This window comes from Azotobacter bryophylli, from assembly GCF_042643485.1.
Taxonomy (GTDB): Bacteria; Pseudomonadota; Gammaproteobacteria; order Pseudomonadales; family Pseudomonadaceae; genus Azotobacter; species Azotobacter bryophylli.
Map to the genome: position 1 here is coordinate 214,628 of NZ_JBHRSJ010000022.1, position 24,346 is coordinate 238,973.

Annotated in this window: 19 protein-coding genes and 1 pseudogene; 16 read left to right on the top strand and 4 right to left on the bottom strand. The window is 68.4% G+C overall.

Features of this window, described 5'->3' with window-relative positions; genetic code table 11:
- Nucleotides 1–600: pseudogene (locus tag ACFOJE_RS12455) on the top strand (alginate export family protein); the annotation flags it as partial.
- Nucleotides 601–654: 54 nt separating this feature from the next.
- Here the strand turns inward: ACFOJE_RS12455 and narL are convergent.
- Both narL and ACFOJE_RS12465 read right to left on the bottom strand, forming a co-directional pair.
- Entirely contained in the window at nt 655–1,302 is a 648-nt protein-coding gene (gene narL, locus ACFOJE_RS12460; protein WP_377814674.1) for a two-component system response regulator NarL, read from the bottom strand.
- Complete coding sequence (locus ACFOJE_RS12465; protein WP_377814675.1) at nt 1,299–3,098, bottom strand: histidine kinase; 1,800 nt, start codon at nt 3,096–3,098, stop codon at nt 1,299–1,301. The genes narL and ACFOJE_RS12465 overlap by 4 nt, the downstream gene beginning before the upstream one ends.
- 432 nt (nt 3,099–3,530) lie before the next feature.
- Between ACFOJE_RS12465 and ACFOJE_RS12470 the strand changes: the two genes are divergently transcribed.
- The 9 genes from ACFOJE_RS12470 to moaA all read left to right on the top strand — a co-directional run bounded on the left by ACFOJE_RS12470 (nt 3,531) and on the right by moaA (nt 15,328).
- On the top strand, nt 3,531–4,796 hold the full coding sequence (locus tag ACFOJE_RS12470; RefSeq protein ID WP_377814676.1) for an MFS transporter: 1,266 nt from the start codon (nt 3,531–3,533) through the stop codon (nt 4,794–4,796).
- 2 nt (nt 4,797–4,798) lie between these two features.
- Nucleotides 4,799–6,211 (top strand): NarK family nitrate/nitrite MFS transporter, encoded by a 1,413-nt coding sequence (locus ACFOJE_RS12475; RefSeq protein WP_377814677.1) that lies wholly within the window; start codon nt 4,799–4,801, stop codon nt 6,209–6,211.
- Between the two features lie 75 nt (nt 6,212–6,286).
- A complete protein-coding gene (locus ACFOJE_RS12480) occupies nt 6,287–10,039 on the top strand; it encodes a nitrate reductase subunit alpha (RefSeq protein WP_377814678.1) in 3,753 nt (1,250 codons plus the stop codon).
- Between the two features lie 11 nt (nt 10,040–10,050).
- Complete coding sequence (narH, locus tag ACFOJE_RS12485) at nt 10,051–11,589, top strand: nitrate reductase subunit beta (RefSeq protein ID WP_377814679.1); 1,539 nt, start codon at nt 10,051–10,053, stop codon at nt 11,587–11,589.
- Nucleotides 11,590–11,591: 2 nt separating this feature from the next.
- Nucleotides 11,592–12,338, top strand: coding sequence for a nitrate reductase molybdenum cofactor assembly chaperone (gene narJ, locus ACFOJE_RS12490; RefSeq protein ID WP_377814680.1), 747 nt, complete (start codon nt 11,592–11,594; stop codon nt 12,336–12,338).
- On the top strand, nt 12,338–13,138 hold the full coding sequence (narI, locus tag ACFOJE_RS12495; RefSeq protein WP_377814681.1) for a respiratory nitrate reductase subunit gamma: 801 nt from the start codon (nt 12,338–12,340) through the stop codon (nt 13,136–13,138). The genes narJ and narI overlap by 1 nt, the downstream gene beginning before the upstream one ends.
- 10 nt (nt 13,139–13,148) lie before the next feature.
- Nucleotides 13,149–13,313, top strand: a complete 165-nt coding sequence (locus ACFOJE_RS12500) for a hypothetical protein (protein ID WP_377814682.1) — start codon at nt 13,149–13,151, stop codon at nt 13,311–13,313.
- A 10-nt stretch (nt 13,314–13,323) separates the two neighbouring features.
- Nucleotides 13,324–14,271 carry a peptidylprolyl isomerase gene (locus ACFOJE_RS12505; protein WP_377814683.1) on the top strand — a complete coding sequence of 316 codons (948 nt, stop codon included), beginning with the start codon at nt 13,324–13,326 and terminating at the stop codon, nt 14,269–14,271.
- A gap of 64 nt (nt 14,272–14,335) precedes the next feature.
- Nucleotides 14,336–15,328, top strand: a complete 993-nt coding sequence (moaA, locus tag ACFOJE_RS12510) for a GTP 3',8-cyclase MoaA (protein WP_377814684.1) — start codon at nt 14,336–14,338, stop codon at nt 15,326–15,328.
- A gap of 115 nt (nt 15,329–15,443) precedes the next feature.
- Here moaA and ACFOJE_RS12515 read toward each other — a convergent pair whose 3' ends face one another.
- Nucleotides 15,444–16,775, bottom strand: a complete 1,332-nt coding sequence (locus ACFOJE_RS12515; RefSeq protein WP_377814685.1) for an amidohydrolase — start codon at nt 16,773–16,775, stop codon at nt 15,444–15,446.
- Nucleotides 16,776–17,082: 307 nt separating this feature from the next.
- On the opposite strand from ACFOJE_RS12515, the gene ACFOJE_RS12520 reads away from it, so the two are divergent.
- Entirely contained in the window at nt 17,083–18,057 is a 975-nt protein-coding gene (locus ACFOJE_RS12520; protein WP_377814686.1) for a substrate-binding domain-containing protein, read from the top strand.
- A gap of 13 nt (nt 18,058–18,070) precedes the next feature.
- On the opposite strand, the gene ACFOJE_RS12525 is transcribed toward ACFOJE_RS12520, so the two are convergent.
- Nucleotides 18,071–18,865, bottom strand: a complete 795-nt coding sequence (locus ACFOJE_RS12525; protein ID WP_377814687.1) for a DNA-binding transcriptional regulator — start codon at nt 18,863–18,865, stop codon at nt 18,071–18,073.
- 131 nt (nt 18,866–18,996) lie between these two features.
- Between ACFOJE_RS12525 and ACFOJE_RS12530 the strand changes: the two genes are divergently transcribed.
- From ACFOJE_RS12530 to ACFOJE_RS12550, 5 genes are all read left to right on the top strand, one after another.
- The gene (locus ACFOJE_RS12530; protein WP_377814688.1) at nt 18,997–19,905 is read left to right on the top strand and encodes an alpha/beta fold hydrolase; all 909 of its coding nucleotides are present in this window, start codon (nt 18,997–18,999) and stop codon (nt 19,903–19,905) included.
- A 117-nt stretch (nt 19,906–20,022) separates the two neighbouring features.
- Nucleotides 20,023–21,711 carry a bifunctional 3-(3-hydroxy-phenyl)propionate/3-hydroxycinnamic acid hydroxylase gene (locus ACFOJE_RS12535; protein ID WP_377814689.1) on the top strand — a complete coding sequence of 563 codons (1,689 nt, stop codon included), beginning with the start codon at nt 20,023–20,025 and terminating at the stop codon, nt 21,709–21,711.
- Between the two features lies 1 nt (nt 21,712).
- Nucleotides 21,713–22,669: a 3-carboxyethylcatechol 2,3-dioxygenase gene (locus ACFOJE_RS12540; RefSeq protein WP_377814690.1), complete on the top strand. Its 957-nt coding sequence runs from the start codon at nt 21,713–21,715 to the stop codon at nt 22,667–22,669.
- Nucleotides 22,666–23,457 (top strand): 2-keto-4-pentenoate hydratase, encoded by a 792-nt coding sequence (gene mhpD / locus ACFOJE_RS12545; protein WP_377814691.1) that lies wholly within the window; start codon nt 22,666–22,668, stop codon nt 23,455–23,457. The genes ACFOJE_RS12540 and mhpD overlap by 4 nt, the downstream gene beginning before the upstream one ends.
- A 32-nt stretch (nt 23,458–23,489) precedes the next feature.
- A partial coding sequence (locus ACFOJE_RS12550; protein ID WP_377814692.1) for an acetaldehyde dehydrogenase (acetylating) occupies nt 23,490–24,346 on the top strand: 857 nt, incomplete at its 3' end.

Consider the following 24,346-nt stretch of genomic DNA (forward strand, 5'->3'; position numbering starts at 1 on the left):
GTCACCGCCTACCACTACCTGCTGGGCCTGGACAACCTGGCGGTGGCGGCGAATGCGGCCCTCGGCAGCCAGTCCAGCCGCACCAGCGGCGTGCGCCTGACCGGCAGCCGCGCCGGCTTCGGCTACGCCCTGGAGTACGCCCACCAGAGCGACTACGGCAACAACCCCCTGAAGCTGAGCAGCGACTACTACCTCGGCGAGCTGAGCTACCAGCGCGGCGGCTACCTGGCCAAGGCCGGCTACGAGGTGCTGGGCGGGGAGAACGGTCCGGGCAACCGCGCCTTCCAGACGCCGCTGGCGACCAAGCACATCTTCCAGGGCTGGGCCGACATGTTCCTCATCACCCCGGCAGGGGGCATCCGCGACGCCTACGTGGGCGGCAGCGTGCCGTTGTTCGGCGGCAGCCTGCAGGCCTGGTACCACGACTTCCGCGCCGACCGGGGCGGGGCGGACTACGGCCGCGAGCTGGACCTGTCGTACGCCAGGCCGGTGCCCTACGTGAAGAACCTGGTGGCGCTGGCCAAGTACGCCCGTTACGACGCCGAGGACTTCGCGGTGGATACCGACAAGTTCTGGATGCAGTTGCAGTACAAGTACTGAGGTGCCCGTCCGGGCCGGGCGGCGGGGCTCGCGGCCGCCCGGCCCGGGCGCGGATCAGCCGCGCAACCGCTCGTGCTCCAGGGCCCAGACCGCCGCCTCGACCCGCGAGCGTAGGCCGAGTTTGGCCAGCAGGTTCTTCACGTGCACCTTGACCGTGCCTTCGGTGATGCCGAGCTTGCGGCCGATCATCTTGTTGCTGTGGCCGCTGGCGATCATCTTCAGCACCTGGCGCTCGCGTTCGGTCAGCTCCACCTGGGCGACCGCCGGCTGCGGGCGCAGGGCCTGGGCCATCACCCGGGCCAGGGCCGGGCTGACCACCAGATCGCCGGCCAGCACCTCGCGCACCTGCTGGATCAGCTTCTCCGGTTCCATGTCCTTGAGCAGGTAGCCGTCGGCGCCGTACTGCAGGGCGTCGCGCACGTCCTCCTCGGCGTCGGACACGGTGAATAGCAGCACCTTGCCGGTATAGCCCTCCTGGCGCAGGCGCTTGAGGGTCTCGATGCCGTTCAGCTGCGGCATGTTGTTGTCCAGCATGATCAGCTCGGGTGCCAGCTGCGGGACTAGGGCGAGCGCGTCCTCGCCGTTGCCGGCTTCGCCGATGACCTGCAGGTCGTCCTCCAGCTCCAGCAGCTGGCGCATGCCCCGGCGCATCATGGGATGGTCGTCGACCAGCAGAATGGTATGGCGGCTTGGCTTGTTCATCCGACGGTACTCGTGGCGGACCGGGCCAGGAAGCCCGGGCGGAACAGAAGATGGACGCGGGTGCCGCCGCTCGCGCGCGGCTCGATGCCGAGCTGGCCGTGCAGGTGGCGGGCGCGTTCGCGCATGATGTTGAGGCCGTGGTGCTGGCGCTGGTCGAAATCGCCGGACAGCCCCTGGCCATCGTCCTCGACCTGCAGCTCGACATCCTCGCCCAGCTGCGCGAGCCGGACCCAGACGTGCTGCGCCCGGGCGTGCCGCGCGCAGTTGGAGAGCGCCTCGCGGCAGATCTGCAGCAGGTGGATCTGTTCGCTGGCCGACAGGGCGAAGGGCAGGGGCCGGGCATCCAGCTCCACCTGGAACTGGCCGCGCTCGGCGAATTCGCGGGCGGCGCTCTGCAGGGCCAGATCGAGCCCGCCCTCGGTGATCTGCAGGCGGAAGGTGGTGAGCAGCTCGCGCAGTTGGCGGTAGGCGTTGTTCAGGCCCTCGCGGATCTCCTCGGACACGCTCTCCAGCGTCTCGGCGGACTCGCCGCGGCGGATCAGGGTCTGCAGGCGGCTGATCTGCAGCTTCATGTAGGACAGCGCCTGGGCCAGGGAGTCGTGCAGCTCGCGGGCGATGATGGCGCGCTCCTCGAACAGCAGCAGGCGATGCTCCTGCTCGCGCTGGCGCTCCAGGGACAGGGCGGTGCCGATCAGGTTGGCCAGGGCCTGGATCAGCTCCGTCTCCCAGTCCTCGGCCGGGCGGTTGCCGGCGAAGGAGGCTCGTAGCTCGCCGAACTCGAATTCCTGATGGACCACCGGGCAGGACACCAGATGGGCGTGGCTGCGCATGTCGCAGCTGGCGCAGGCCTGTGGCGCGCAGATCTGCCGCAGCTGGCTGCCGTGCAGGGCGATCAGGTGCTCGGCCGGCTTCTGCGGGCTGCCGTGCAGGCACAGGGTCAGGTTCAGGCCCGGCAGGTGCTCCTGGAAGCTGTCGATCAGCCGGTCCAGCGACTCGGCGTCCGGCGGGCTGCTGGCGACCCGCCGGCTGCTCTGGCAGAGCAGGGCGAGCGCGGCGTTGGCCTGGGCCAGATGGGCGGTTTTCTGGGCCACCCGGCTGGCCAGGGTGCGATGGGAGTCCTCGATGACGTCGGCCATGGCGTTGAAGCTCTGGGCGACCAGGCCCAGCTCGTCCTCCGAATGGAATTTCACCCGGGCGCCGAGATCGCCGGCGCGGAAACGCTCGGTGGTGCGGACCAGCTCCTGCAGGGGGATGAGCACGCCGTTCTGCAGCTGGTAGAGGCCGACCAGCAGCACGATCACGGTGACGAACAGGGCCGTGCCCTGGAGCAGCTGCTGCCAGGTCTGCTTGCGTTCGCTCTGCTTCTGCAGCAGCAGCACGAAATCGTTGAGGCGGGCGACGAAGTCCTCGGAGCTGGCCTGGAAGCGCCCGGCGTCGCCTTCCAGCAGCGCCGGCCGCAGGGTGTTTTCCCAGCGCCCGAGCAGGTCGGCATAGGCGCGGTTCACTTCCGACTGCGGATCGCTCAGCACCTGGGTGAGAGCCTGGCTGCCCAGCCGGCGCTCCAGGTCGGCGCCCTCGCTGCGCAGGACCAGTGCGTCGGCGCCGGCCTCGAGCTTCCAGTTCAGCCGGTAGGTGGTCATGCGCAGCGAGCCGGCGGTATTGATGGCCGCGGCGTCGCCTTCGCTGAAGCGGGCGATCAGCCCGGCGCTGACGGCGCTGACCAGGGCCAGGCTGGCGATCAGGGTGACCGCGATGCCGGCCCGGACCGGTAGCGAACTGCGTATCCAGTGAAACATGTCTGGCGCTACCTCCGATGGGGCGATACGGCTGCCGGCTCCGCCCGAGACCGCTGCCTGCTCTTGTGGGGGGCTGCTATTTCGGACTTTTCGCGTCGCTTTGAAACTACCTCTTTAGTGATAGTCGATTAAACAGTCGAAGCGTGCGGAAGTTGATGCCGATCAAGTTGGCCGACGTTTCGGAAGTTTCATCCGAAGTTTGCCGGCCTAATGCTACCTCCAAATAGTCGACGCCTCTTCGAGTGTCTGCCGGTCTTTTGTTATATATGAGTAACTTACTGATTTATAAGGCTTTTCCTGCTGGAAAAAGTGCTACCTCCTAAGAGGTATCAGGGGTGTTGGAGCCCTTTTCGGGCCATTGCCTGCACCCAACTTAGCCGTCATGTTTGCCCCGTGGATGGATGTATGCCGAGTAACCGGCGGAGGGGAAACATGGGTGGTTCGAAACTGCAAAGAGGCCTGGTACTGGGGATGAGCACCCTGTCCTTCACCATGTGTTTCATGGTGTGGATGATGTTTGCGGTGCTGGGAGTACCGGTCAAGGAACTGCTGCAACTCAACGAGACCCAGTTCGGCCTGCTGGCCGCCACCCCAGTGCTGACCGGCTCCCTGGTGCGCCTGCCGCTGGGGATGCTCACCGACCGCTTCGGCGGTCGCCTGGTGTTCTTCCTGCTGATGCTGGCCTGCGTGCTACCGATCTACCTGATCGCCGAGGCCACCCAGTACTGGCAGTTCCTAGTGCTCGGCCTGTTCGTCGGCCTCGCCGGCGGCTCCTTCTCGGTCGGCATCGCCTATGTCGCCAAGTGGTTCGACAAGGGCAGCCAGGGCCTGGCCATGGGCGTCTTCGGCGCCGGCAACGCCGGTTCCGCGCTGACCAAGTTCCTCGCCCCGGCGCTCATCGCCTACGGCAGCTGGCAGACGGTGCCCCGGGTCTACTCGGCGATCATGTTCGTCACCGCGCTGCTGTTCTGGTTCTTCACCAGCGAGAACAGGGCGCACCGTGCCGCCGGCTCGGTATCGCTCAGGGAGCAGCTCAAGGCCCTGAAGAACCCGGCGGTATGGCGCTACTGCCAGTACTACTCGATCGTCTTCGGCGGCTACGTGGCGCTGGCTCTGTGGATGACCAAGTACTACGTCCAGGAATACGGCTTCACCCTGCAGACCGCGGCCCTGCTGGCCGCCTGCTTCTCCCTGCCGGGCGGCGTGCTGCGCGCGGTGGGCGGCTGGATGTCGGACCGCTGGGGCGCCCAGAGCGTGACCTGGTGGGTGCTCTGGGTGAGCTGGGTGTGCCTGTTCCTGCTGTCCTACCCGCAGAGCGATTTCACCGTCCAGACCGTCAACGGCGAGAGGACCTTCCACCTTGGCCTCGGTCCCTGGGTGTTCACTCTGCTGATGTTCGTCGTCGGCATCGCCTTCGCCTTCGGCAAGGCCTCGGTCTTCAAGTACATCGCCAACGACTACCCGCAGAACATGGGCGTGGTCTCCGGCATCGTCGGCCTGGCCGGCGGCCTGGGCGGCTTCGTCCTGCCGATCCTGTTCGGCGCCCTGGTGGACCTCACCGGCGTGCGCTCCTCCTGCTTCATGCTGCTGTACGGCGTGGTCTGGGTCTCCCTGATCTGGATGTACTTCAGCGAAATCCGCCAAACCCCGCTCATGGGCAAGGTCGCCAGCGCGCGCCTCGAGGCCCAAGGAGAATGACCATGACAACCTTCGAAAGAGCCCCGGCCGGCGTAGCGGCCCCGCAAGGCTCGGTACTGCGCGACTGGCGTCCGGAAGATCCGGCCTTCTGGAGCGCCACCGGCCAGCGGATCGCCAACCGCAACCTGTGGATCTCCATCCCGGCGCTGCTGCTGGCCTTCGCCGTGTGGATGGTCTGGAGCACCGTGACCGTGCGCCTGAACAGCGTCGGCTTCAACTTCTCCACCGACCAGCTGTTCATGCTCGCCGCGCTGCCCTCGCTGTCCGGCGCCACCCTGCGGATCTTCTACAGCTTCATGGTGCCGATCTTCGGCGGCCGGCGCTGGACCGCGCTGAGCACCGCCTCGCTGCTGATTCCCTGCCTGTGGATGAGCGTCGCGGTGCAGAACCCGGAGACGCCCTACAGCGTGTTCGTGACCATCGCCCTGCTGTGCGGCTTCGGCGGCGGCAACTTCTCCTCGAGCATGTCCAACATCAGCTTCTTCTTTCCCAAGGCCAAGCAGGGCACGGCCCTCGGCCTGAACGCCGGCCTCGGCAATCTGGGCGTGTCGGTGATGCAGTTCGGCGTGCCGCTGGCGGTGGTCGGCGGCCTGTTCGGCAGCTTCGGCGGCGAACCCCAGGCGCTCGCCGACGGCAGCCGCCTGTGGCTGCAGAACGCCGGGCTGATCTGGGTTCCCTTCATCGCCGTGGTCGCCGTGCTGGCCTGGTTCGGCATGAACGACATCGCCGACGCCAAGGCTTCGGTCCGCGACCAGGCGGTGATCTTCAAGCGCCCGCACAACTGGCTGATGTGCTGGCTGTACATCGGCACCTTCGGCTCCTTCATCGGCTTCTCCGCCGGCTTCGCCATGCTCAGCAAGACCCAGTTCCCGCACATCAACCCGCTGCAGTACGCCTTCCTCGGCCCGCTGGTCGGCGCGCTGAGCCGCACCCTGGGCGGCTGGCTGGCGGACAAGTTCGGCGGCGCGCGCATCACCCTGGTGAGCTACGCCCTGATGATCGCTTTCGTCTTCGCGGTGATGGCCTTCCTGCCCGGCGCCAACGGCGGCGGCGACTTCTGGGGCTTCTTGGCTTCCTTCGTGATGCTGTTCTTCTTCGCCGGCATCGGCAACGGCTCCACCTTCTGCATGATCCCGGTGATCTTCCGCGGCCAGTGGGCCCGGCGCCTGCAGAGCCGCGCCGTCAGCGCCGAGCAGGCCGCCAAGGGTGCCAGCATCGAGTCGGCGGCGGTGATCGGCTTCAGCGCGGCGATCGGCGCCTTCGGCGGCTTCTTCATCCCCAAGGCGTTCGGCACCTCGCTGGCCATGACCGGCAGCGCCCAGGCCGCGCTCTACGGATTCGTCGGCTTCTACCTGAGCTGCATCCTCATCACCTGGTGGTGCTACGCCCGTCGCGGCGCGGCGAACCCCTGCTAGGGACAAGACCGGACCACACCTGCATTTACGAAAGAGCGTCGGCGATCAGGCGGCGCTCAGCCTGAGAGGTAAAACATGAGCCATCTACTCGACCAGCTGCGCTTCTTCACCAGGAAGCAAGGCGAATTCGCCGACGGACACGGCGAGACCCGCATCGAATCCCGCGACTGGGAGAACGTCTACCGCTCCCGCTGGCAGTACGACAAGATCGTGCGCTCGACCCACGGGGTGAACTGCACCGGCTCCTGCTCCTGGAAGATCTACGTGAAGAACGGCCTGATCACCTGGGAAACCCAGCAGACCGACTATCCGCGCACCCGCAACGACCTGCCCAACCACGAGCCGCGCGGCTGTCCGCGCGGCGCCAGCTACAGCTGGTACATCTACAGCGCCAACCGGGTGAAGTATCCGAAGGTGCGCAAGCCGCTGCTCAGACTCTGGCGCGAGGCGCGCCGCTCGCTGGCGCCGGTGGAGGCCTGGGCCAGCATCGTCGAGGACCCGGCCAGGGCCGCCGCCTACAAGAGCAAGCGCGGCATGGGCGGCTTCATCCGCTCCAGCTGGGCCGAGGTCAACGAGATCATCGCCGCGGCCAACGTCTACACCGTCAAGCAGTACGGCCCGGACCGGGTGGTCGGCTTCTCGCCGATCCCGGCCATGTCGATGGTTTCCTACGCCGCCGGCGCCCGCTACCTGTCGCTGATCGGCGGGGTCTGCCTGTCCTTCTACGACTGGTACTGCGACCTGCCGCCGGCCTCGCCGCAGGTGTGGGGCGAGCAGACCGACGTGCCGGAGTCGGCCGACTGGTACAACTCCAACTACATCATCGCCTGGGGTTCCAACGTCCCGCAGACCCGCACCCCGGACGCACACTTCTTCACCGAAGTCCGCTACAAGGGCACCAAGACCGTGGCCGTCACCCCGGACTACGCCGAGGTGGCCAAGCTCACCGACCTCTGGCTGAACCCCAAGCAGGGCACCGACGCGGCGCTGGCCCAGGCCTTCACCCACGTGATCTTCAAGGAATTCCACCTCCAGAAGCCGAGCGCCTACTTCACCGACTACGCCAAGCGCTACACCGACCTGCCGATGCTGGTGCTGCTGACCGAGAAGAACGGCGGCTATGTCGCCGACCGCTTCCTGCGCGCCTCGGATCTGGCCGGCAACCTCGGCCAGGCCAACAACCCCGAGTGGAAGACCGTCGCCGTCGACGAGCGGGGCGAGCTGGTCTCGCCGCAGGGCTCGATCGGCTACCGCTGGGGCGAGAAGGGCAAGTGGAACATCGAGGCCCGCGAGGGCGGCGAAGGCCGCGAGGTCGACCTCAAGCTCAGCCAGATCGGCGGCGAGACCGCCGAAGTGGCCTTCCCGTACTTCGGCGGCCAGACCCACGAGTACTTCACCGCCGCGGACGGCGACGAGATCCAGCTGCGCCGCGTGCCGGTGAAGAGCCTGACCCTGGCCGACGGCTCCAGCGCCCGCGTCGCCACCGTGTTCGACCTGATGGCCGGCAACCTCGGCATCGACCGCGGCCTGGGCGGCAGCAACGTCGCTTCCAGCTACGACGACGCCAGCGTGCCGGGCACCCCGGCCTGGCAGGAGAAGATCACCGGCGTTTCCCGCGAGAAGGCCATCCAGGTCGCCCGCGAGTTCGCCGACAACGCCGACCGGACCCGCGGCCGCTCCATGATCATCGTCGGCGCGGCGATGAACCACTGGTACCACATGGACATGAACTACCGCGGGCTGATCAACATGCTCATGCTCTGCGGTTGCGTCGGCCAGACCGGCGGCGGCTGGGCCCACTACGTCGGCCAGGAGAAGCTGCGCCCGCAGTGCGGCTGGCTGCCCCTGGCCTTCGGCCTGGACTGGAGCCGCCCGGCGCGGCAGATGAACGGCACCAGCTTCTTCTACAACCACAGCTCGCAGTGGCGCCACGAGAAGATGAGCATCCACGAAGTGCTCTCGCCGCTGGCCGACAAGTCGCAGTTCCCCGAGCACATGCTCGACTACAACATCCGCGCCGAGCGCGCCGGCTGGCTGCCCAGCGCCCCGCAGCTGAACCGCAACCCGCTGGACATCTGCCGCGACGCCGAGGCCGCCGGCCTGTCGCCGGTGGACTACGTGATCCGTTCGCTGAAGGACGGCAGCCTGCGCTTCGCCTGCGAGCAGCCGGACAACCCGGTCAACTTCCCGCGCAACATGTTCGTCTGGCGCTCCAATCTGCTCGGCTCCTCGGGCAAGGGCCACGAGTACATGCTCAAGTACCTCTTGGGCACCAAGAACGGCGTGATGAACGAGGACCTCGGCAAGCGCGCCGACGGCTTCAAGCCGACTGAAGCCGAGTGGGTGGACGATGGCGCCATCGGCAAGCTGGATCTGGTCACCACCCTCGACTTCCGCATGTCCTCGACCTGCGTGTACTCCGACATCGTCCTGCCGACCGCCACCTGGTACGAGAAGGACGACATGAACACCTCGGACATGCACCCCTTCATCCACCCGCTGTCGCAGGCCATCGACCCGGCCTGGGAGGCGAAGTCCGACTGGGAGATCTACAAGGGCATCGCCAAGGCCTTCTCGGAAATGGCCGAAGGCTATCTGGGCGTGGAGAAGGACCTGGTCACCGTGCCGCTCCTGCACGACACCCCCGGGGAACTGGCGCAGCCGTTCGGCGGCAGCGACTGGAAGACCGAGGGCAAGGACCCGCAGCCGGGCAAGAACTGCCCGAACATGCTGGTGATCGAGCGCGACTATCCCAGCACCTACAAGAAGTTCACCTCCCTCGGCCCGCTGCTGGACAAGCTGGGCAACGGCGGCAAGGGCATCAACTGGAACACCGAGCACGAGGTCGAGTTCCTCGGCGAGCTGAACTACAAGGTGCGCGAGGAGGGCGTAAGCCAGGGCCGGCCGAAGATCGAGACCGCCATCGACGCCGCCGAGGTGATCCTCTCGCTGGCGCCGGAAACCAACGGCCACGTCGCGGTGAAGGCCTGGGCGGCGCTCTCGGAGTTCACCGGCCGCGACCACAGCCACCTGGCCCTGCCCAAGGAGCACGAGGCGATCCGCTTCCGTGACATCCAGGCGCAGCCGCGCAAGATCATCTCCAGCCCGACCTGGTCCGGCCTGGAAGACGAGCACGTCAGCTACAACGCCGGCTACACCAACGTCCACGAGCTGATCCCGTGGCGCACCATCACCGGCCGTCAGCAGTTCTACCAGGATCACCCCTGGATGCTGGCCTTCGGCGAGGGCATGCAGAGCTACCGGCCGCCGATCAACACCCGCTCCACCGGCTACGTGGCGGGCAAGAAGAGCAACGGCAATCCGGAGATCTGCCTGAACTGGATCACCCCGCACCAGAAGTGGGGCATCCACTCCACCTACACCGACAACCTGATCATGCTGACCCTGAGCCGCGGCGGCCCGATCGTCTGGATGTCCGAGATCGACGCGAAGAAGGTCGGCATCGAGGACAACGACTGGATCGAGTGCTTCAACGCCAACGGCGCGCTCACCGCCCGCGCGGTGGTCAGCCAGCGGGTCAAGGAAGGCATGGTGATGATGTACCACGCCCAGGAGCGCATCGTGAACGTGCCCGGCGCCGAGAGCACCAAGACCCGCGGCGGCCACCACAACTCGGTGACCCGCGTGGTGCTCAAGCCCACCCACATGATCGGCGGCTACGCCCAGCTGGCGTACGGCTTCAACTACTACGGCACGGTGGGGTGCAACCGCGACGAGTTCGTCGTGGTGCGCAAGATGGCCAAGGTCGACTGGCTCGACGGCCCCAACGGCAACGACCTGCCGCAACCCCTGCCGCAAGATCTCTGAGGATTGATGCCATGAAAATTCGCTCACAAGTGGGCATGGTCCTGAACCTGGACAAGTGCATCGGCTGCCACACCTGCTCGATCACCTGCAAGAACGTCTGGACCAGTCGCGAGGGCATGGAGTACGCCTGGTTCAACAACGTCGAGACCAAGCCCGGTATCGGCTACCCGAAGGAATGGGAGAACCAGGACAAGTGGAAGGGCGGCTGGAAGCGCAATTCCGACGGTTCCATCAACCCGCGCATCGGCGGCAAGTTCCGGGTGCTGGCGAACATCTTCGCCAACCCCGACCTGCCGAGCATCGACGACTACTACGAGCCGTTCGACTTCGACTACCAGCACCTGCACACCGCGCCGCTCTCCGAGCACCAACCGGTGGCCCGGCCGCGCTCGCTGATCTCCGGCCAGCGCATGGAGAAGATCGAGTGGGGGCCGAACTGGGAGGAGATCCTCGGCACCGAATTCGCCAAGCGGCGCAAGGACAAGAACTTCGACAAGGTCCAGGCGGACATCTACGGCGAGTACGAAAACACCTTCATGATGTACCTGCCGCGCCTGTGCGAGCACTGCCTGAACCCGGCGTGCGCCGCCTCCTGCCCGAGCGGGGCCATCTACAAGCGCGAGGAGGACGGCATCGTCCTGATCGACCAGGAGAAGTGCCGCGGCTGGCGGATGTGCATCTCCGGCTGCCCGTACAAGAAGATCTACTACAACTGGAAGAGCGGTAAATCCGAGAAGTGCATCTTCTGCTTCCCGCGCATCGAGGCCGGCATGCCCACGGTCTGCTCGGAGACCTGCGTCGGGCGCATCCGCTACCTGGGCGTGCTGCTCTACGACGCCGACCGCATCCACGAGGTGGCCAGCACGGCGAGCGAGCAGGATCTCTACAAGAAGCAGCTGGAGATCTTCCTCGACCCGCATGATCCCAAGGTCATCGCCCAGGCCCTGGCCGACGGCGTGCCGCAGTCGGTGATCGACGCCGCGCAGAAGTCGCCGGTGTACAAGCTGGCGGTGGACTGGCAGCTGGCCCTGCCGCTGCACCCGGAATACCGCACCCTGCCGATGGTCTGGTACGTGCCGCCGCTGTCGCCGATCCAGAACGCCGCCCAGGCCGGACAGATCGGCATGAACGGCGTGCTGCCGGACGTCGACAGCCTGCGTATCCCGCTGCGCTATCTGGCCAACCTGCTCACCGCCGGCGACGAGCAGCCGGTCAAGCTGGCCCTCAAGCGCCTGCTGGCGATGCGCGCCTACAAGCGCGCCGAGCAGGTCGAGGGCCGTCAGGATCTCAGGGTGCTGAAGGACGTCGGCCTCTCGGTCGCCGAGGTCGAGGACATGTACCGCTACCTGGCCATCGCCAACTACGAGGACCGCTTCGTGATCCCTTCCGCGCACCGCGAGGAAGCCATGAGCGACGCCTTCGCCGAGCGCTCCGGCTGCGGTTTCAGCTTCGGCAGCGGCTGCGGCGGAACGTCGGACACCAACATGTTCGGCGCGAAGAAGGCCAACCGCCGCGACATCATCCAGACCGTTCAGCTGTGGGAGGACTGAGCATGCAGATTCTCAAGGTCATTTCCCTGTTGCTCGACTACCCCACGCAGGCGCTGCAGGAGGCCCGCCACGAACTGGACGAGGCCATCGGCCGCGCCCGCGAGATCAGCCCCGAGCAGCGCACGGCGCTGATCGGCCTGCTCGACGAGCTGGCCGACGGCGAGCTGATGGACGTGCAGGAGACCTACTGCGAGCTGTTCGACCGCGGCCGCTCGCTGTCCCTGCTGCTGTTCGAGCACGTCCACGGCGAGTCCCGCGACCGCGGCCAGGCGATGGTCGACCTGATGGCCCAGTACCAGACCGCCGGTTTCGCCATCGACGTGAAGGAGCTGCCGGACTACATCCCGCTGTACCTGGAATACCTCGCCACCCGCGAGGATCTCGAGGCGCGCGAGGGCCTGGCCGACGTGGCGCACCTGCTGGCCCTGTTGGCGGCGCGTCTGGAAGAGCGCGACAGCCCCTACGCCGCCTGCTTCCGCGCCCTGCTGCAGATCGCCGGGCAGGCGGTGCAGGAGAGCCTGGCCGGGCTGCGCGAGCAGGTGGCCGGGGAGGAGCGCGACGACTCCCTGGAAGCCCTCGACAAGGTCTGGGAGGAGGAGCAGGTCAACTTCCTCCAGGCCGAGCAGCAGGAGCGTTGCAGTTCGATGCCCGGTGGTCCCGGCAAGGCCCGCGCGGAAAGCGCCGTGCCGCTGCACTGGGTGGATTTCAAGCATGACGGGCAAGCCGAGCTGGCCCAGGAGGTGCGTTAATGTCTGGCGTCAACACTCTGCTGTTCGGGGTCTATCCCTACATCGCCCTGGCGGTCTGCCTGATCGGCAGCTGGGCGCGTTTCGACCTGTCCCAGTACACCTGGAAGACCGGCTCGAGCCAGATGCTCAGGCCGCAGGGCATGCGCGTGGCCAGCAACCTGTTCCACATCGGCGTGCTGTTCATCCTCGGCGGCCACTTCGTCGGCCTGCTGACGCCGTCGGCGGTCTACCACTCGTTCATCAGCACCGAGCAGAAGCAGCTCCTGGCCATGGTCTCCGGCGGCTTCTTCGGCGTTGTCGGCCTGATCGGGCTGATCATGCTGATCCAGCGTCGCCTGAACGACCCGCGCATCCGCGCCACTTCCAGCCGCTCGGACATCATGATCCTGTTCGTGCTGCTGGCGCAGCTGCTGCTCGGCCTGGGCACCGTCGTCGCCTCCACCCAGCACCTGGACGGTTCGGTGATGGTGATGCTGGCCGACTGGGCGCAGAGCGTCGTCACCCTGCAGCCGCTCCAGGCCGCCGCCGCCATCGCGCCGGTCGGGCTGGTCTACAAGCTGCACGTGTTCCTCGGCCTGACCCTGTTCGTGCTGTTCCCCTTCACCCGTCTGGTGCACATCGTCAGCGCCCCGGTGTGGTACCTGGGCCGGCGCTACCAGATCGTCCGCCTGAAGGGCAGCCAGCCGCGCCCGGCCCAGCCGATGGCGCTGCGCGGCGTCGCCGCCCGCCAGCCGGCGTCCGCCGCCAAGCCCGACTACGCGCCGCGCCGCGCACCGATCAAAGAAGCCAGCAAGGTCTGAGGAGGTCGTCATGAGTTGTTGCGGAGTGTGCGGCGGGCAGAAACCCGCAGCCGACGTGAAGGAGGCGCCGGAGGCGCCCCTGTTCGAGGAACTGCCGAAGGAGGGCGAGTACCAGCCGCCGGTCGACGGCGGCGATGCGCAAACCGCCGGTGACACGGCATCGGACGAAGCCTGAGGAGGTCGTCATGGCTTGTGGATGTGGAGGCAATGGCGCCGGCGGCGGCTGTGCGGGAGAGCAGCCGCTGGTGCAGGAACTGCCGGAGGCGCCGCTGTTCGAGGAGCTGCCGAAGGAAGACGAGGGCGCGCCAGAGGCGCCCGAAGCGGCGGCGCAGCTGATCGCCAGCAGCGAGCAGGAATGGCCGCGGGTGCGGGTCAACGGCGTGGACATCGCGCCCGAGGCGATCGCCTTGGAGCTGCAGTACCACCCGGCCGGTAGCCGCGACGAGGCGGTCTACCTGGCCACCCGGGCGCTGGTGCTGCGCGAGCTGCTGCAGCAGCGCATCGCCGCCCTCGACCTGCGGGTGCGCCCGCAGGCCGGGGAGAGCGAGGAGGAAGCGGCGACCCGCGCGCTGATCGAGCGGGAAGTGTGCCTGCCGGAAACCTCCGAGGCGGCCTGCCGGCAGTATTACGAAAGCAACCGGGCGCATTTTTGCAGCGCGCCGCTGCTGGGCGTGCGGCACATCCTGCTGGGCTGCCCGGCGGACGACGCCGAGGCCCGCAGCCTGGCCCGGGAGCAGGCGCTAGCGCTGATCGCCGAGCTGGCCGGCGACGGCGGGCGTTTCGCCGAGCTGGCGCTGGCCCGCTCGGACTGCCCGTCGAAGGAGCAGGGCGGCGCGCTCGGGCAGATCAGCAAGGGCCAGACGGTGCCGGAGTTCGAGCGGCAGCTGTTCCGCCTGCCGCCGGGCCTGGCCGGCCAGCCGCTGGAAAGCCGCTACGGCTTCCACGTGGTGCAGGTCGACCAGCGCATCGACGGTCGCGAGCTGCCCTACGAGGCGGTGGCCGCCTCGATCCGCGCCGAGCTCGAGCAGCGGGTCTGGCAGCGCGGGGTGGCGCAGTACCTGCGCACCCTGGTCGGCGACGCGCGCATCGAGGGCATCCGCCTGGAGGGCGCGGACTCGCCGCTGCTGCAGTAGGGAAGTTCCGCCGGGCGGTGCGCCCGGCGATCACTCATCGAGACGTTCGTTGACGGGAACCATCATGGCCAGTGCATTGCAAGACGGCTTCGGCCGCACCATCGATTACCTGCGGATGTCGGTGACCGACCGCTGCGACTTCCGCTGCGTCTACTGCATGGCCGAGCAGATGACCTTCCTGCCGCGCCAGCAGGTGCTGACCCTGGAGGAGCTCTACCGCCTGGCCGCGCTGTTCGTCGGCCAGGGCGTGAGGAAGATCCGCCTGACCGGCGGCGAGCCGCTGGTGCGCCAGGGCATCGTCGGCCTGTGCCGGCGCATCGCCGCGCTGCCCGGCCTGCGCGAGCTGGTGCTGACCAGCAACGGCTCGCAGCTGGAGCGGCTGGCACGGCCGCTGGCCGAGGCCGGGGTGAAGCGGCTGAACGTCAGCCTGGACAGCCTGGACCCGGCGCGTTTCCGCGCCATCACCCGCACCGGGGAACTCGCCCAGGTGCTGGCCGGCATCGAGGCGGCGCAGCAGGCGGGCTTCGAGCGGATCAAGCTCAATACCGTGGTGATGAAGGGCCGCAACGCCGACGAGGTGCTCGATCTGGTCGGTTTCGCCGTCGAGCGAGGGCTGGACATCAGCTTCATCGAAGAGATGCCGCTGGGCGAGGTCGGCCGCTCCCGCGACGAGGCCTTCTGCTCCAGCGACGAAGTGCGGGCGCTGATCGAGCGCGGCTACGCCCTGCTCGACTCGGCCGAGCAGAGCGGCGGTCCGGCCCGTTACGTGCGCCTGCGCGACCACGGGCAGACCCGCATCGGCTTCATCTCGCCGCACAGCCACAATTTCTGCGCCACCTGCAACCGGGTGCGCCTGACCGCCGAAGGGCGCCTACTGCTGTGCCTGGGCCATGAGCACTCGTTGGATCTGCGCGGCCTGCTGCGCCGCCATCCGACCGAGGACGGGCCGGTGCTGGAGGCGATCGGCAAGGCCCTGCTGCGCAAGCCGCAGCGTCACGAGTTCGCCCTGCACGGCGAGGTGCAGGTGCTGCGCTTCATGAACGCCAGCGGCGGCTAGGCACAGCTGTAGGAGCGAATTCGTTCGCGATGCTTAGCGCCGATGAATCCGTTCCTGCGTGCCAGGGGCCCGGCTCCGTCGCGGCCGACGCCAGAACGCCGACAGCGCCCGCTGCTCACTTGCCCTGGGCCAGGAAGTTCACCGCCATGGAGGCCATGGCGCGGCTGCCGACCACCAGTGCCCGCTCGTCGACGAAGAAGCGCGGGTTGTGGTTGGGCGCGGCCTTCTCCGGGTCCTGTCCTTCGGGGGTGATGCCCAGGAACACGAACAGCGCCGGCACCTGCTTAGCGTAGAAGGAGAAATCCTCCGCGGCCCCCGGCAGGGCGGCCTTGCTGACCTTGCCGTCGGCGGCGCGCTCGAGCACCGGCGCCATGCGCTGGGCCAGTCCCGCATCGTTCACCGTTTCGTCGTACATGGGCACGATGCTCACGTCGGCGTGGGCGCCGCTGCTCTCGGCGATCTTCTCGGCGCTCGTCTTGATGTCATCGCGCGCCTGCTGCCGCACCTTCTCGTCGTAGGTGCGTATCGTGCCGCTCATCTCCACGTTTTCCGGCACGATGTTCGGGCCGGTCCCGCCATGAATGGAACCGATGGTCACCACCACCGGCGAGACGGTCAGGTTGGCCTTGCGGCTGACGACCGTCTGCAGGCCGTCGATCATCAGCGCGGAGGTGGTCACCGGGTCTACCGTGAACCACGGCATGCCCCCATGGCCCTGCTTGCCGGTGACGGTGATGTAGAGCGTATCGCTGCTGGCGGTGGTGGCCCCGGTCCGCCAGCTGATTTCCCCGGAGCGGCCGGGCATCACGTGCAGGCCGAGCACCGCGTCGGGCCTGACCTGCTTGAACAGCCCCTCTTCGAGCATCATCCGCGCGCCCCAGGTCTTGTCCGGGCCCGGCGTGAACAGGCTCGGCCCTTCCTCCGCCGGCTGGAAGATGAACATCACCGTGCCCGGCAGACGCTCCCTCATGCCGGCCAGCACCGAGGCGGTGGCCATCAGCATCGCGGTATGGGCATCGTGGCCGCAGGCGTGCATGACGTCGACCTCCTTGCCCTGATAGTTGCCCTTGGCCGTCGAGGCGAAGGGCAGGCCCGTCGGTTCCTTGATCGGCAGGGCGTCCATGTCGGCCCGCAGCGCGACCACGGGCCCCGGCAGCGCCCCCCGGAGAATCCCGACCACGCCATGGCGGGCCACGCCGGTCTGTACGTCGATGTTCAGGCTGCGCAGGTGGTCGGCTACCAGATTCGCGGTGCGGACTTCCTGATCGCCGAGTTCCGGATGCTGATGGATGTCGCGGCGCCAGGCAATGAGCTGCGACTCGACGGCCGCGGAACGGCTGCGCACTTCGGCCTCGAGAGCCGAGCCGTCCGCTGCGCGGGCCGGGGCGCCAGCCCCCAGCCCCAGCAGCAGGGCCAGGCTGAGGGAGAGGATACTTCTCTGATTCATGGTCGATTCTCTGTCGGATCTGCGCTTCGGCGCCTGGGCATATGTCGCAAGCGCCCGTCCGATCCGGGGGCGATAGCCTCGCTCTCGGGGCGGAGTCGGCGTGCGGCCCGGTTCCCGTTGGACCGGCAGGACCGCGGAGACGTTTCCCGGGGACCGACGCCCTGGCGCCATCCGGCAGTCATCGGGCGCCTTCTGCCCCCGGCCTTCGATCTAAACTACCCGGGGCGTCCGCACGCTGGCATCTGCCGTCATCCTCGGAAAACCGGGCGTCTTCGGCGCACTGTCGGAGCGACAGGAAGGAAACCGTTTGACCAGTCCGCCCATTCGCTGTCGCCTCCTTCTCGGCCTGATCTGCGGCCTGCTGCTCGCGCCGCTCGCTGGTGCCGAGTCCCTGCGCTTCGCCCTGGTCGCCAAGACCGTCGACCCCATCCCCTTCGTCCAGGCCGGCCTGGGCTGCGCCGAGGCCGCCCGCGCCGAAGGCGACAGCTGCATCCTGCTCGGGCCTGCCGGTCCCCCAAATTTCCGCCAGCAGGACCACATCCTGGGCGAGGCGCTGGAGATGGGGCTGGACGGCATCGCCGTCTCGGTGAGCAATTCCCGCTGGCTGGCGGAGCACTCCCTGCAGCGGGTCGGCCGGACGCCGCTGATCACCTTCGATGCGGATCTCGAGCCGGCCGACCGACACCTGCGGCGGGCCTACGTCGGCTTCGACGACCGCAAGTTCGGTCGCCGGCTGGGGGAACTGGCCCAGCGCCTGCGGCCCCAGGGCGGGCTGCTCTGCCTGCTGGCCGGCAACCTCTACGATCCCAATGTCGATATCCGCCTCCGGGGCCTGCGCGAGTACCTGAGCGGCGGGCGGGGCTCCGAGCGGCTGAGCGGGGAGGTCGGCTGGCGCGAGCACGAGCGCTGCCCGTTGTACACCGCCGGCGATCAGAGCGTGGCGCTGCGCCAGATGGCGACCATGCTGAATTCTCCCGGAGTCGACCTGATCGTTTCCCTGGGCTCCTGGCCGATCCAGGACCCGGAGAGGTTCCGCAGGAGCATCGGCCCCCTGCTGGCCGAACTCCAGGCCCGGGGCACGCGCCCGCCCATCGTCATCGGCGTCGGCGAGCCCAACGCACAGCAGCTCGCCCTGCTCGACGACGGGCTGGTGCAGGCCTATCTGGCCGTGGGTTTCAGGGAACTGGGGCGCCTGAGCTACCGGGTGCTGAAGCGTCTGGCCCAGGGCGAGCCCGTGCCCGAATCCACCCTGATCGAAAGCAGGATCTACCTGCCGAAGTAGCTGTCGTGGCCGCTCAACCGGCCGCCGCCAGTCCCTGCTCCAGTCGCTCGACCACGCGCCTCATTCCCGGCAGGTAACGGCTGGCCGCCGCCTCGATGCTCATGGCCCGGGCGACGTAGATCAGGTTCAGGCAGCCCATCACCCGCGCCCCGTGGAAGATGGGCAGGGCGATGGAGGCGATCTTGCGTTCCTCGCTCCAGTGGCCGTGATTTTCCCCGTAGCTGCGCTCCCGGGTATGCCGGACCAGACGTTCGAGGAAGCCGCGGTTGCGCGCCAGTTCGGCCTGGTCGTCGTTCTTCGAGGCCAGGATCTCGATCAGCCTTTCCCGTTCCTCGTCCGGGCAGAACGAGAAATAGGCGCGCCCGGTCGCCGTCACCAGCAGGGGCAGGCGCCGGCCGACGATGGAGCGGTGGAAGGACAGGCGGCTGAAGCGGTGGGTCGTTTCCCGCACCACCATGGCGTCCACGTCCAGGGTGCAGAGATCGGTGGGCCAGATCACCTCCTGCAGCAGCTCGGCCAGCAGCGGCGCGGCGAGGGCGGCGACCCACTGTTCGTCGCGGAAGCCTTCGCTCAGCTCGCGCACCTTGAGGCTCAGGCGGAAGCTGTCGTCCGAGCCGCTGCGCAGCACGTAGCCCTCTCCTTGCAGGGTTTCCAGCAGGCGACGCACGGTGGTGCGGTGCAGGCCGGTGAGTTCGGCGAGCTGCGCCACGCTGGCGCCGCCGTCCACGCGGTTGAGGGTGTTGAGCAGGTGCAGGCCGCGGATCAGGCCGCGCACGGTCTTGTATTCGGTGTCGCGCTCGATCGTCATCTTCTTGGGAAATTCCTTTTTAAATCAATGATGTGCATCCAGTGCACAGCGAAGCGGTTTTCCGTTGTCGGGGTTTCCGGGCGCTCCCATACTCGCTCCGACAACGACAAGAACCCCCGAGGGATACAAGAATGAGCCAAGCGTATACCCCTGCCGGCTTCAAAAGCATCTGGGCCGAGCTGCGCGGCACCGCTTTCAGCCAGGGCTGGCTGGACTGCGGCGGTCTGGAGACCCGCTACCTGGCGGCCGGCGACGAGGGCCTGCCGCCGCTCCTGCTGCTGCACGGCGTCGGCGGCCATGCCGAGGCCTACGTGCGCAATCTCAAGGCCCACGGCGAGCACTTCCGCACCTGGGCCATCGACATGATCGGCCACGGCTGGAGCGCCAAGCCGGACAGCCCGCGCGAGGTGCGGCAGTACGTCGAGCACGTGCTGCGCTTCCTCGACACCCTGGGAATCGAGCGGGTCAATGTCAGCGGCGAGTCCCTCGGCGGTTGGGTCGCCAGCCGCCTGGCCATCGACCATCCGGACCGCGTCGAGCGCCTGGTGCTGAACACCGCCGGCGGCTCGCAGGCCGACCCGGTGGTGATGGAGCGCCTGAAGAGCCTGTCGATCCGCGCCGCCGAGGACCCCAGCTGGGACTTTATCAAGGCCCGCGTGGAGTGGCTGATGGCCGACAAGGCCAAGGTCTACGACGACCTGGTCGCCACCCGCCAGGCGATCTACGCCCAGCCGGGCATGGCCCGGGCCATGCAGCACAACATGGTGCTGCAGGACATGGAAACCCGCCTGCGCAACCTCATCCAGCCGGAGGACTACGCCCGCATCCAGGCGCCGACCTTCGTCATCTGGACCTCCGACGACCCCACCGCGGACGTCTCCGAGGGCCGCCGCATCGCCTCGATGATCCCCGGTGCGTTGTTCACCGTGATCGACGGCTGCGGCCACTGGCCGCAATTCGAGGAGCCGGAGCTGTTCAATCGCATGCACCTCGACTTCCTGCGCGGCCTGCCCGTGCCCGAGGCCGGCCCGGTCGGCTGATTCCCCGCGCTTTTCCGCAACTTCCCCGACGGACCCGTGCGCGGGTCCGAGCGGGCGCGGCTTGCCCGCGCTCGGGGGCGAACCCGCACAACCGCTCCAGACGCCGGAACGACGACAATGAGAACAACGACTTCCGAACGCATCGAACACGGCCGCACGCCCGACTACACCGCCGAGGTGGTGATCGTCGGCGCCGGCCCGGTGGGCCTGACGCTCGCCAACTACCTGGGCCAGGCCGGCATCGAGGTGCTGGTGATCGAAAAGCTCGACAGGCTGATCGACTACCCGCGCGCCATCGGCATCGACGACGAGGCGCTGCGCACCCTCCAGGCCGTCGGCCTGATCGACCGGGTGCTGCCGCACACCACGCCCTGGCACGCCATGCGCTTTCTCACGCCGCGCGGGCGCTGCTTCGCCGACATCCAGCCGATGACCGACGAGTTCGGCTGGTCGCGGCGCAACGCTTTCATCCAGCCGCAGGTGGACCGGGTGCTGTTCGAGGGGCTCGGGCGCTTCGCCAACGTCAGGGTCCTGTTCTCCCGCGACATGCAGGACTTCACCCAGAGCGAGACCGGCGTCAGCCTGCGCATGAAAACGCCGGAAGGCCGCGAGGAGAGCGTCGCCGCCCGCTACCTGGTGGCCTGCGACGGCGGCAACAGCCAGGTGCGGCGCAACCTCGGGGTGTCCTTCGACGGCAAGACCGCGCCGAACCAGTGGATCGTGGTGGACATCGCCAAAGACCCGCTGGGCACGCCGAACATCTATCTCTGCGCCGACCCGGTACGCCCCTACGTCTCCGCCGCGCTGCCGCACGGCATCCGTCGCTTCGAGTTCATGGTGATGCCCGGGGAGACCGAGGAGGAACTGGGCCGGCCGGAGAACATGCGCCGCCTGCTGGCCAAGGTGCTGCCCGATCCGGACCGGGTCGAGCTGATCCGCCAGCGGGTCTACAACCACAACGCACGCCTGGCCGGGCGCTTTCGCATCAACCGCGTGCTGCTGGCCGGCGACGCCGCGCACATCATGCCGGTGTGGCAGGGGCAGGGCTACAACAGCGGCATGCGCGACGCCAGCAACCTGGGCTGGAAGCTGGCGCTGGTGGTCAAGGGGCTGGCCGACGAGTCCTTGCTGGACAGCTACGAGGTGGAGCGGCGCGACCACGCCAAGGCGATGATCGACCTCTCGGTGCTGGCCGGCCAGGTGCTGGCGCCGCCGAAGCGCTGGCAGGGCCTGCTGCGCGACGGCGTTTCCTGGCTGCTCAACTACCTGCCGCCGGCCAAGCGTTACTTCCTGGAGATGCGCTTCAAGCCGATGCCGCAGTACCGCAAGGGCGTGCTGGTGCAGCCGGAGACGGCGCTGAAGCGGCTGCCGGTCGGCCGCCTGTTCATCCAGCCGAAGGTGCTTACCGAAGACGGCCGCGAAGTGCTGCTGGACGAGGTGATCGGCGCCAACTTCGCCATCATCGCCTGGGGCACCGACCCGACCTGGGGCCTGAGTGCCGAGCAGGTGGCCTTCTGGCGCAACCTCGGCACCCGCTTCATCCAGGTGCTGCCCGCCGTGCAGATGAAAGGCGAGCGCGAGGTGGACGAGGCGGTGATCCGGATCGGCGACTGCAGCAACCGCCTCAAGACCTGGTTCGGCAACTATCCGGCCTCCGTCGTCATCCTGCGCCCGGACCGCTTCGTCGCCGCCTTGGCCGTCCCGCAGACCCTCGGCAAGGTCTGCTCGGCCCTGCGCCAGGCGCTCTCGGCCCTGGTCCCGGGCCAGCCGGTCGACCGCGCCGGCGCCCTGCGCAAGGTGGCCTGAGATGAGCGCCTATCTGCACTGTCTTTCGCACACCCCGCTGATCGGCCACGTCGACCCCAACGCCGCGGTGCTGGCCGAGGTGGAGGCCCGCGTCGCCGCGGCGCGCGAGCGCATCGCCCGGTTCGAGCCGGAGCTGGCGATCCTGTTCGCTCCGGATCACTACAACGGCTTCTTCTACGACCTGATGCCGCCGTTCTGCATCGGCGCCCAGGCCCATGCCATCGGCGACTTCGGCAGCGCGGCCGGGCCGCTGGAGGTGCCCCGGTCGCTGGCCGAGGACTGCGCGGCGGCGGTCCTCGCCGCCGGGGTGGACGTGGCGCTGTCCTACCGCATGCAGGTCGACCACGGCTTCGCCCAGCCCCTCGAACAGCTGCTCGGCGGCCTCGACCGCTGCCCGGTGATCCCGGTGTTCGTCAACGCCGTGGCGGCGCCGCTGCCGAGCTTCCAGCGCGCCCGCCGGCTCGGCGAGGCGATCGGCGCCTACGCCCGCGGTCTCGACCGGCGCGTGCTGCTGCTCGGCTCCGGCGGCCTGTCCCACCAGCCGCCGGTACCCGATCTGGCCAGCGCCGACCCGCAGCTGGCCGACCGTCTGCTGGGCAGCGGCCGCCAGCTGCCGGCGGACGAGCGCCAGGCCCGGCAGCGGCGGGTGATCGACGCGGCGCGGCGCTTCGTCGAGGACCCGCGCTCGCTGCACCCGCTCAATCCCGACTGGGACCTGCATTTCATGGAGACTCTGGCCGCGGGCCGCATCGCCGAGCTGGACGCGCTGGGCAACGCCGAGCTGTCCGCCCTGGCCGGCCGGTCCAGCCACGAGGTGAAGACCTGGGTCGCGGCCTTCGCCGCGCTCTCGGCCTTCGGCCCGTACCGGGCCCACGACCGCTACTACCGGGCGATCCCCGAATGGATCGCCGGCTTCGGCGCCATCGACGCGCAGCCGCTGCAGCGAGGTGAAGCATGACGACGACGCAGACTTTCGAACGACTGGCCGCCGCCCTGCGCGAGGCCGAGGCGAGCGGGGCGGCCATCGAGCCGCTGCGCGGGTTGATCGGCGAGGACGACGGCGAGGCGGCCTACGCCATCCAGCGCCTCAACGTCGCCCATGCCGTCGCCGGCGGCCGCCGCGTGGTCGGCCGCAAGATCGGCCTGACCAACCCCAAGGTGCAGGCGCAGCTGGGCGTCGACCGGCCGGACTTCGGCACCCTGTTCGCCGACATGGGCTACGGCGACAACGAGCTGGTGCCCTTCGGCCGCGTGCTGCAGCCGAAGATCGAGGCGGAGATCGCCCTGATCCTGGAGAAGGACCTGCCGCGCGCCGACACCGGCTTCGCCGAGCTGCTCGCGGCCACCGGCTGGGCGCTGCCGGCGCTGGAGATCGTCGGCAGCCGCATCCAAGGCTGGAACATCCGCTTCGTCGACACCGTGGCCGACAACGCCTCCAGCGGCTGCTACGTGCTCGGCGGACCGGCGCGCCGCCTGGACGGACTCGACCTGCGCCAGGTGGCCATGCGCCTGACCCGCAACGGCGAGGAAGTCTCCCGCGGCAACGGCGCCGAATGCCTGGGCCATCCGCTCAACGCCGCGGTTTGGCTGGCGCGCACCATGGCCCGCCTGGGCGAGCCGCTCAGGGCCGGCGACCTGATCCTCACCGGGGCGCTCGGGCCGATGGTGGCGGTCGCGCCCGGCGACCGTTTCGAGGCGGTGATCGACGGCCTCGGCCGGGTCGCCGTCAATTTCTCGGCCGAGTGATCGGCGAGCTGCGTGCACAAGAGAACGACACCATGAAAAAACTGAAAGTCGCCATCGTCGGCTCCGGCAATATCGGCACCGACCTGATGATCAAGATCCTGCGTCACGGTCGGCACCTGGAGATGGGGGCGATGGTCGGCATCGACCCGGCCTCCGACGGCCTGGCCCGCGCCGCCCGCCTGGGGGTGGCCACCACCGCCGAGGGGGTGGCGGGCCTGAGCCGCCTGCCGGTGTTCGCCGACATCGACTTCGTCTTCGACGCCACCAGCGCGGGCGCCCACGTGCAGAACGACGCGTTCCTGCGCGGCCTCAAGCCCGGCCTGCGGCTGATCGACCTGACCCCGGCGGCCATCGGCCCCTACTGCGTGCCGGTGGTGAATCTGGAAGCCAACCTGCGCGAGCCCAACGTCAACATGGTCACCTGCGGCGGTCAGGCCACCATCCCCATGGTCGCCGCGGTCTCGCGGGTGGCGAAGGTCCACTACGCCGAGATCGTCGCTTCCATCGCCAGCAAGTCCGCCGGCCCCGGCACCCGCGCCAACATCGACGAGTTCACCGAGACCACGTCGAAGGCCATCGAGGTGATCGGCGGGGCGCGCAAGGGCAAGGCGATCATCGTCCTCAACCCGGCCGAGCCGCCGCTGATCATGCGCGACACGGTGTACGTGCTGTCCGAGCCGGCCGACCGGGGCCGGGTGGAGGCCTCCATCGCCGAGATGGCCGCGGCGGTACAGGCCTACGTGCCGGGCTACCGGCTCAAGCAGCGGGTGCAGTTCGACGTCATTCCCGCGTCGGCGCCGCTGAACGTGCCGGGCCTCGGCCATCTCTCGGGCCTGAAGACCTCGGTGTTCCTCGAAGTCGAGGGCGCCGCCCACTACCTGCCGGCCTA

Bases quoted from the DNA above. Each gene is read 5' to 3' on its own strand.
- narL (WP_377814674.1), bottom strand. From the start codon at position 1,302: ATGAACAAGCCAAGCCGCCATACCATTCTGCTGGTCGACGACCATCCC.
- ACFOJE_RS12465 (WP_377814675.1), bottom strand. From the start codon at position 3,098: ATGTTTCACTGGATACGCAGTTCGCTACCGGTCCGGGCCGGCATCGCG.
- ACFOJE_RS12470 (WP_377814676.1), top strand. From the start codon at position 3,531: ATGGGTGGTTCGAAACTGCAAAGAGGCCTGGTACTGGGGATGAGCACC.
- ACFOJE_RS12475 (WP_377814677.1), top strand. From the start codon at position 4,799: ATGACAACCTTCGAAAGAGCCCCGGCCGGCGTAGCGGCCCCGCAAGGC.
- ACFOJE_RS12480 (WP_377814678.1), top strand. From the start codon at position 6,287: ATGAGCCATCTACTCGACCAGCTGCGCTTCTTCACCAGGAAGCAAGGC.
- narH (WP_377814679.1), top strand. From the start codon at position 10,051: ATGAAAATTCGCTCACAAGTGGGCATGGTCCTGAACCTGGACAAGTGC.
- narJ (WP_377814680.1), top strand. From the start codon at position 11,592: ATGCAGATTCTCAAGGTCATTTCCCTGTTGCTCGACTACCCCACGCAG.
- narI (WP_377814681.1), top strand. From the start codon at position 12,338: ATGTCTGGCGTCAACACTCTGCTGTTCGGGGTCTATCCCTACATCGCC.
- ACFOJE_RS12500 (WP_377814682.1), top strand. From the start codon at position 13,149: ATGAGTTGTTGCGGAGTGTGCGGCGGGCAGAAACCCGCAGCCGACGTG.
- ACFOJE_RS12505 (WP_377814683.1), top strand. From the start codon at position 13,324: ATGGCTTGTGGATGTGGAGGCAATGGCGCCGGCGGCGGCTGTGCGGGA.
- moaA (WP_377814684.1), top strand. From the start codon at position 14,336: ATGGCCAGTGCATTGCAAGACGGCTTCGGCCGCACCATCGATTACCTG.
- ACFOJE_RS12515 (WP_377814685.1), bottom strand. From the start codon at position 16,775: ATGAATCAGAGAAGTATCCTCTCCCTCAGCCTGGCCCTGCTGCTGGGG.
- ACFOJE_RS12525 (WP_377814687.1), bottom strand. From the start codon at position 18,865: ATGACGATCGAGCGCGACACCGAATACAAGACCGTGCGCGGCCTGATC.
- ACFOJE_RS12530 (WP_377814688.1), top strand. From the start codon at position 18,997: ATGAGCCAAGCGTATACCCCTGCCGGCTTCAAAAGCATCTGGGCCGAG.
- ACFOJE_RS12535 (WP_377814689.1), top strand. From the start codon at position 20,023: ATGAGAACAACGACTTCCGAACGCATCGAACACGGCCGCACGCCCGAC.
- ACFOJE_RS12540 (WP_377814690.1), top strand. From the start codon at position 21,713: ATGAGCGCCTATCTGCACTGTCTTTCGCACACCCCGCTGATCGGCCAC.
- mhpD (WP_377814691.1), top strand. From the start codon at position 22,666: ATGACGACGACGCAGACTTTCGAACGACTGGCCGCCGCCCTGCGCGAG.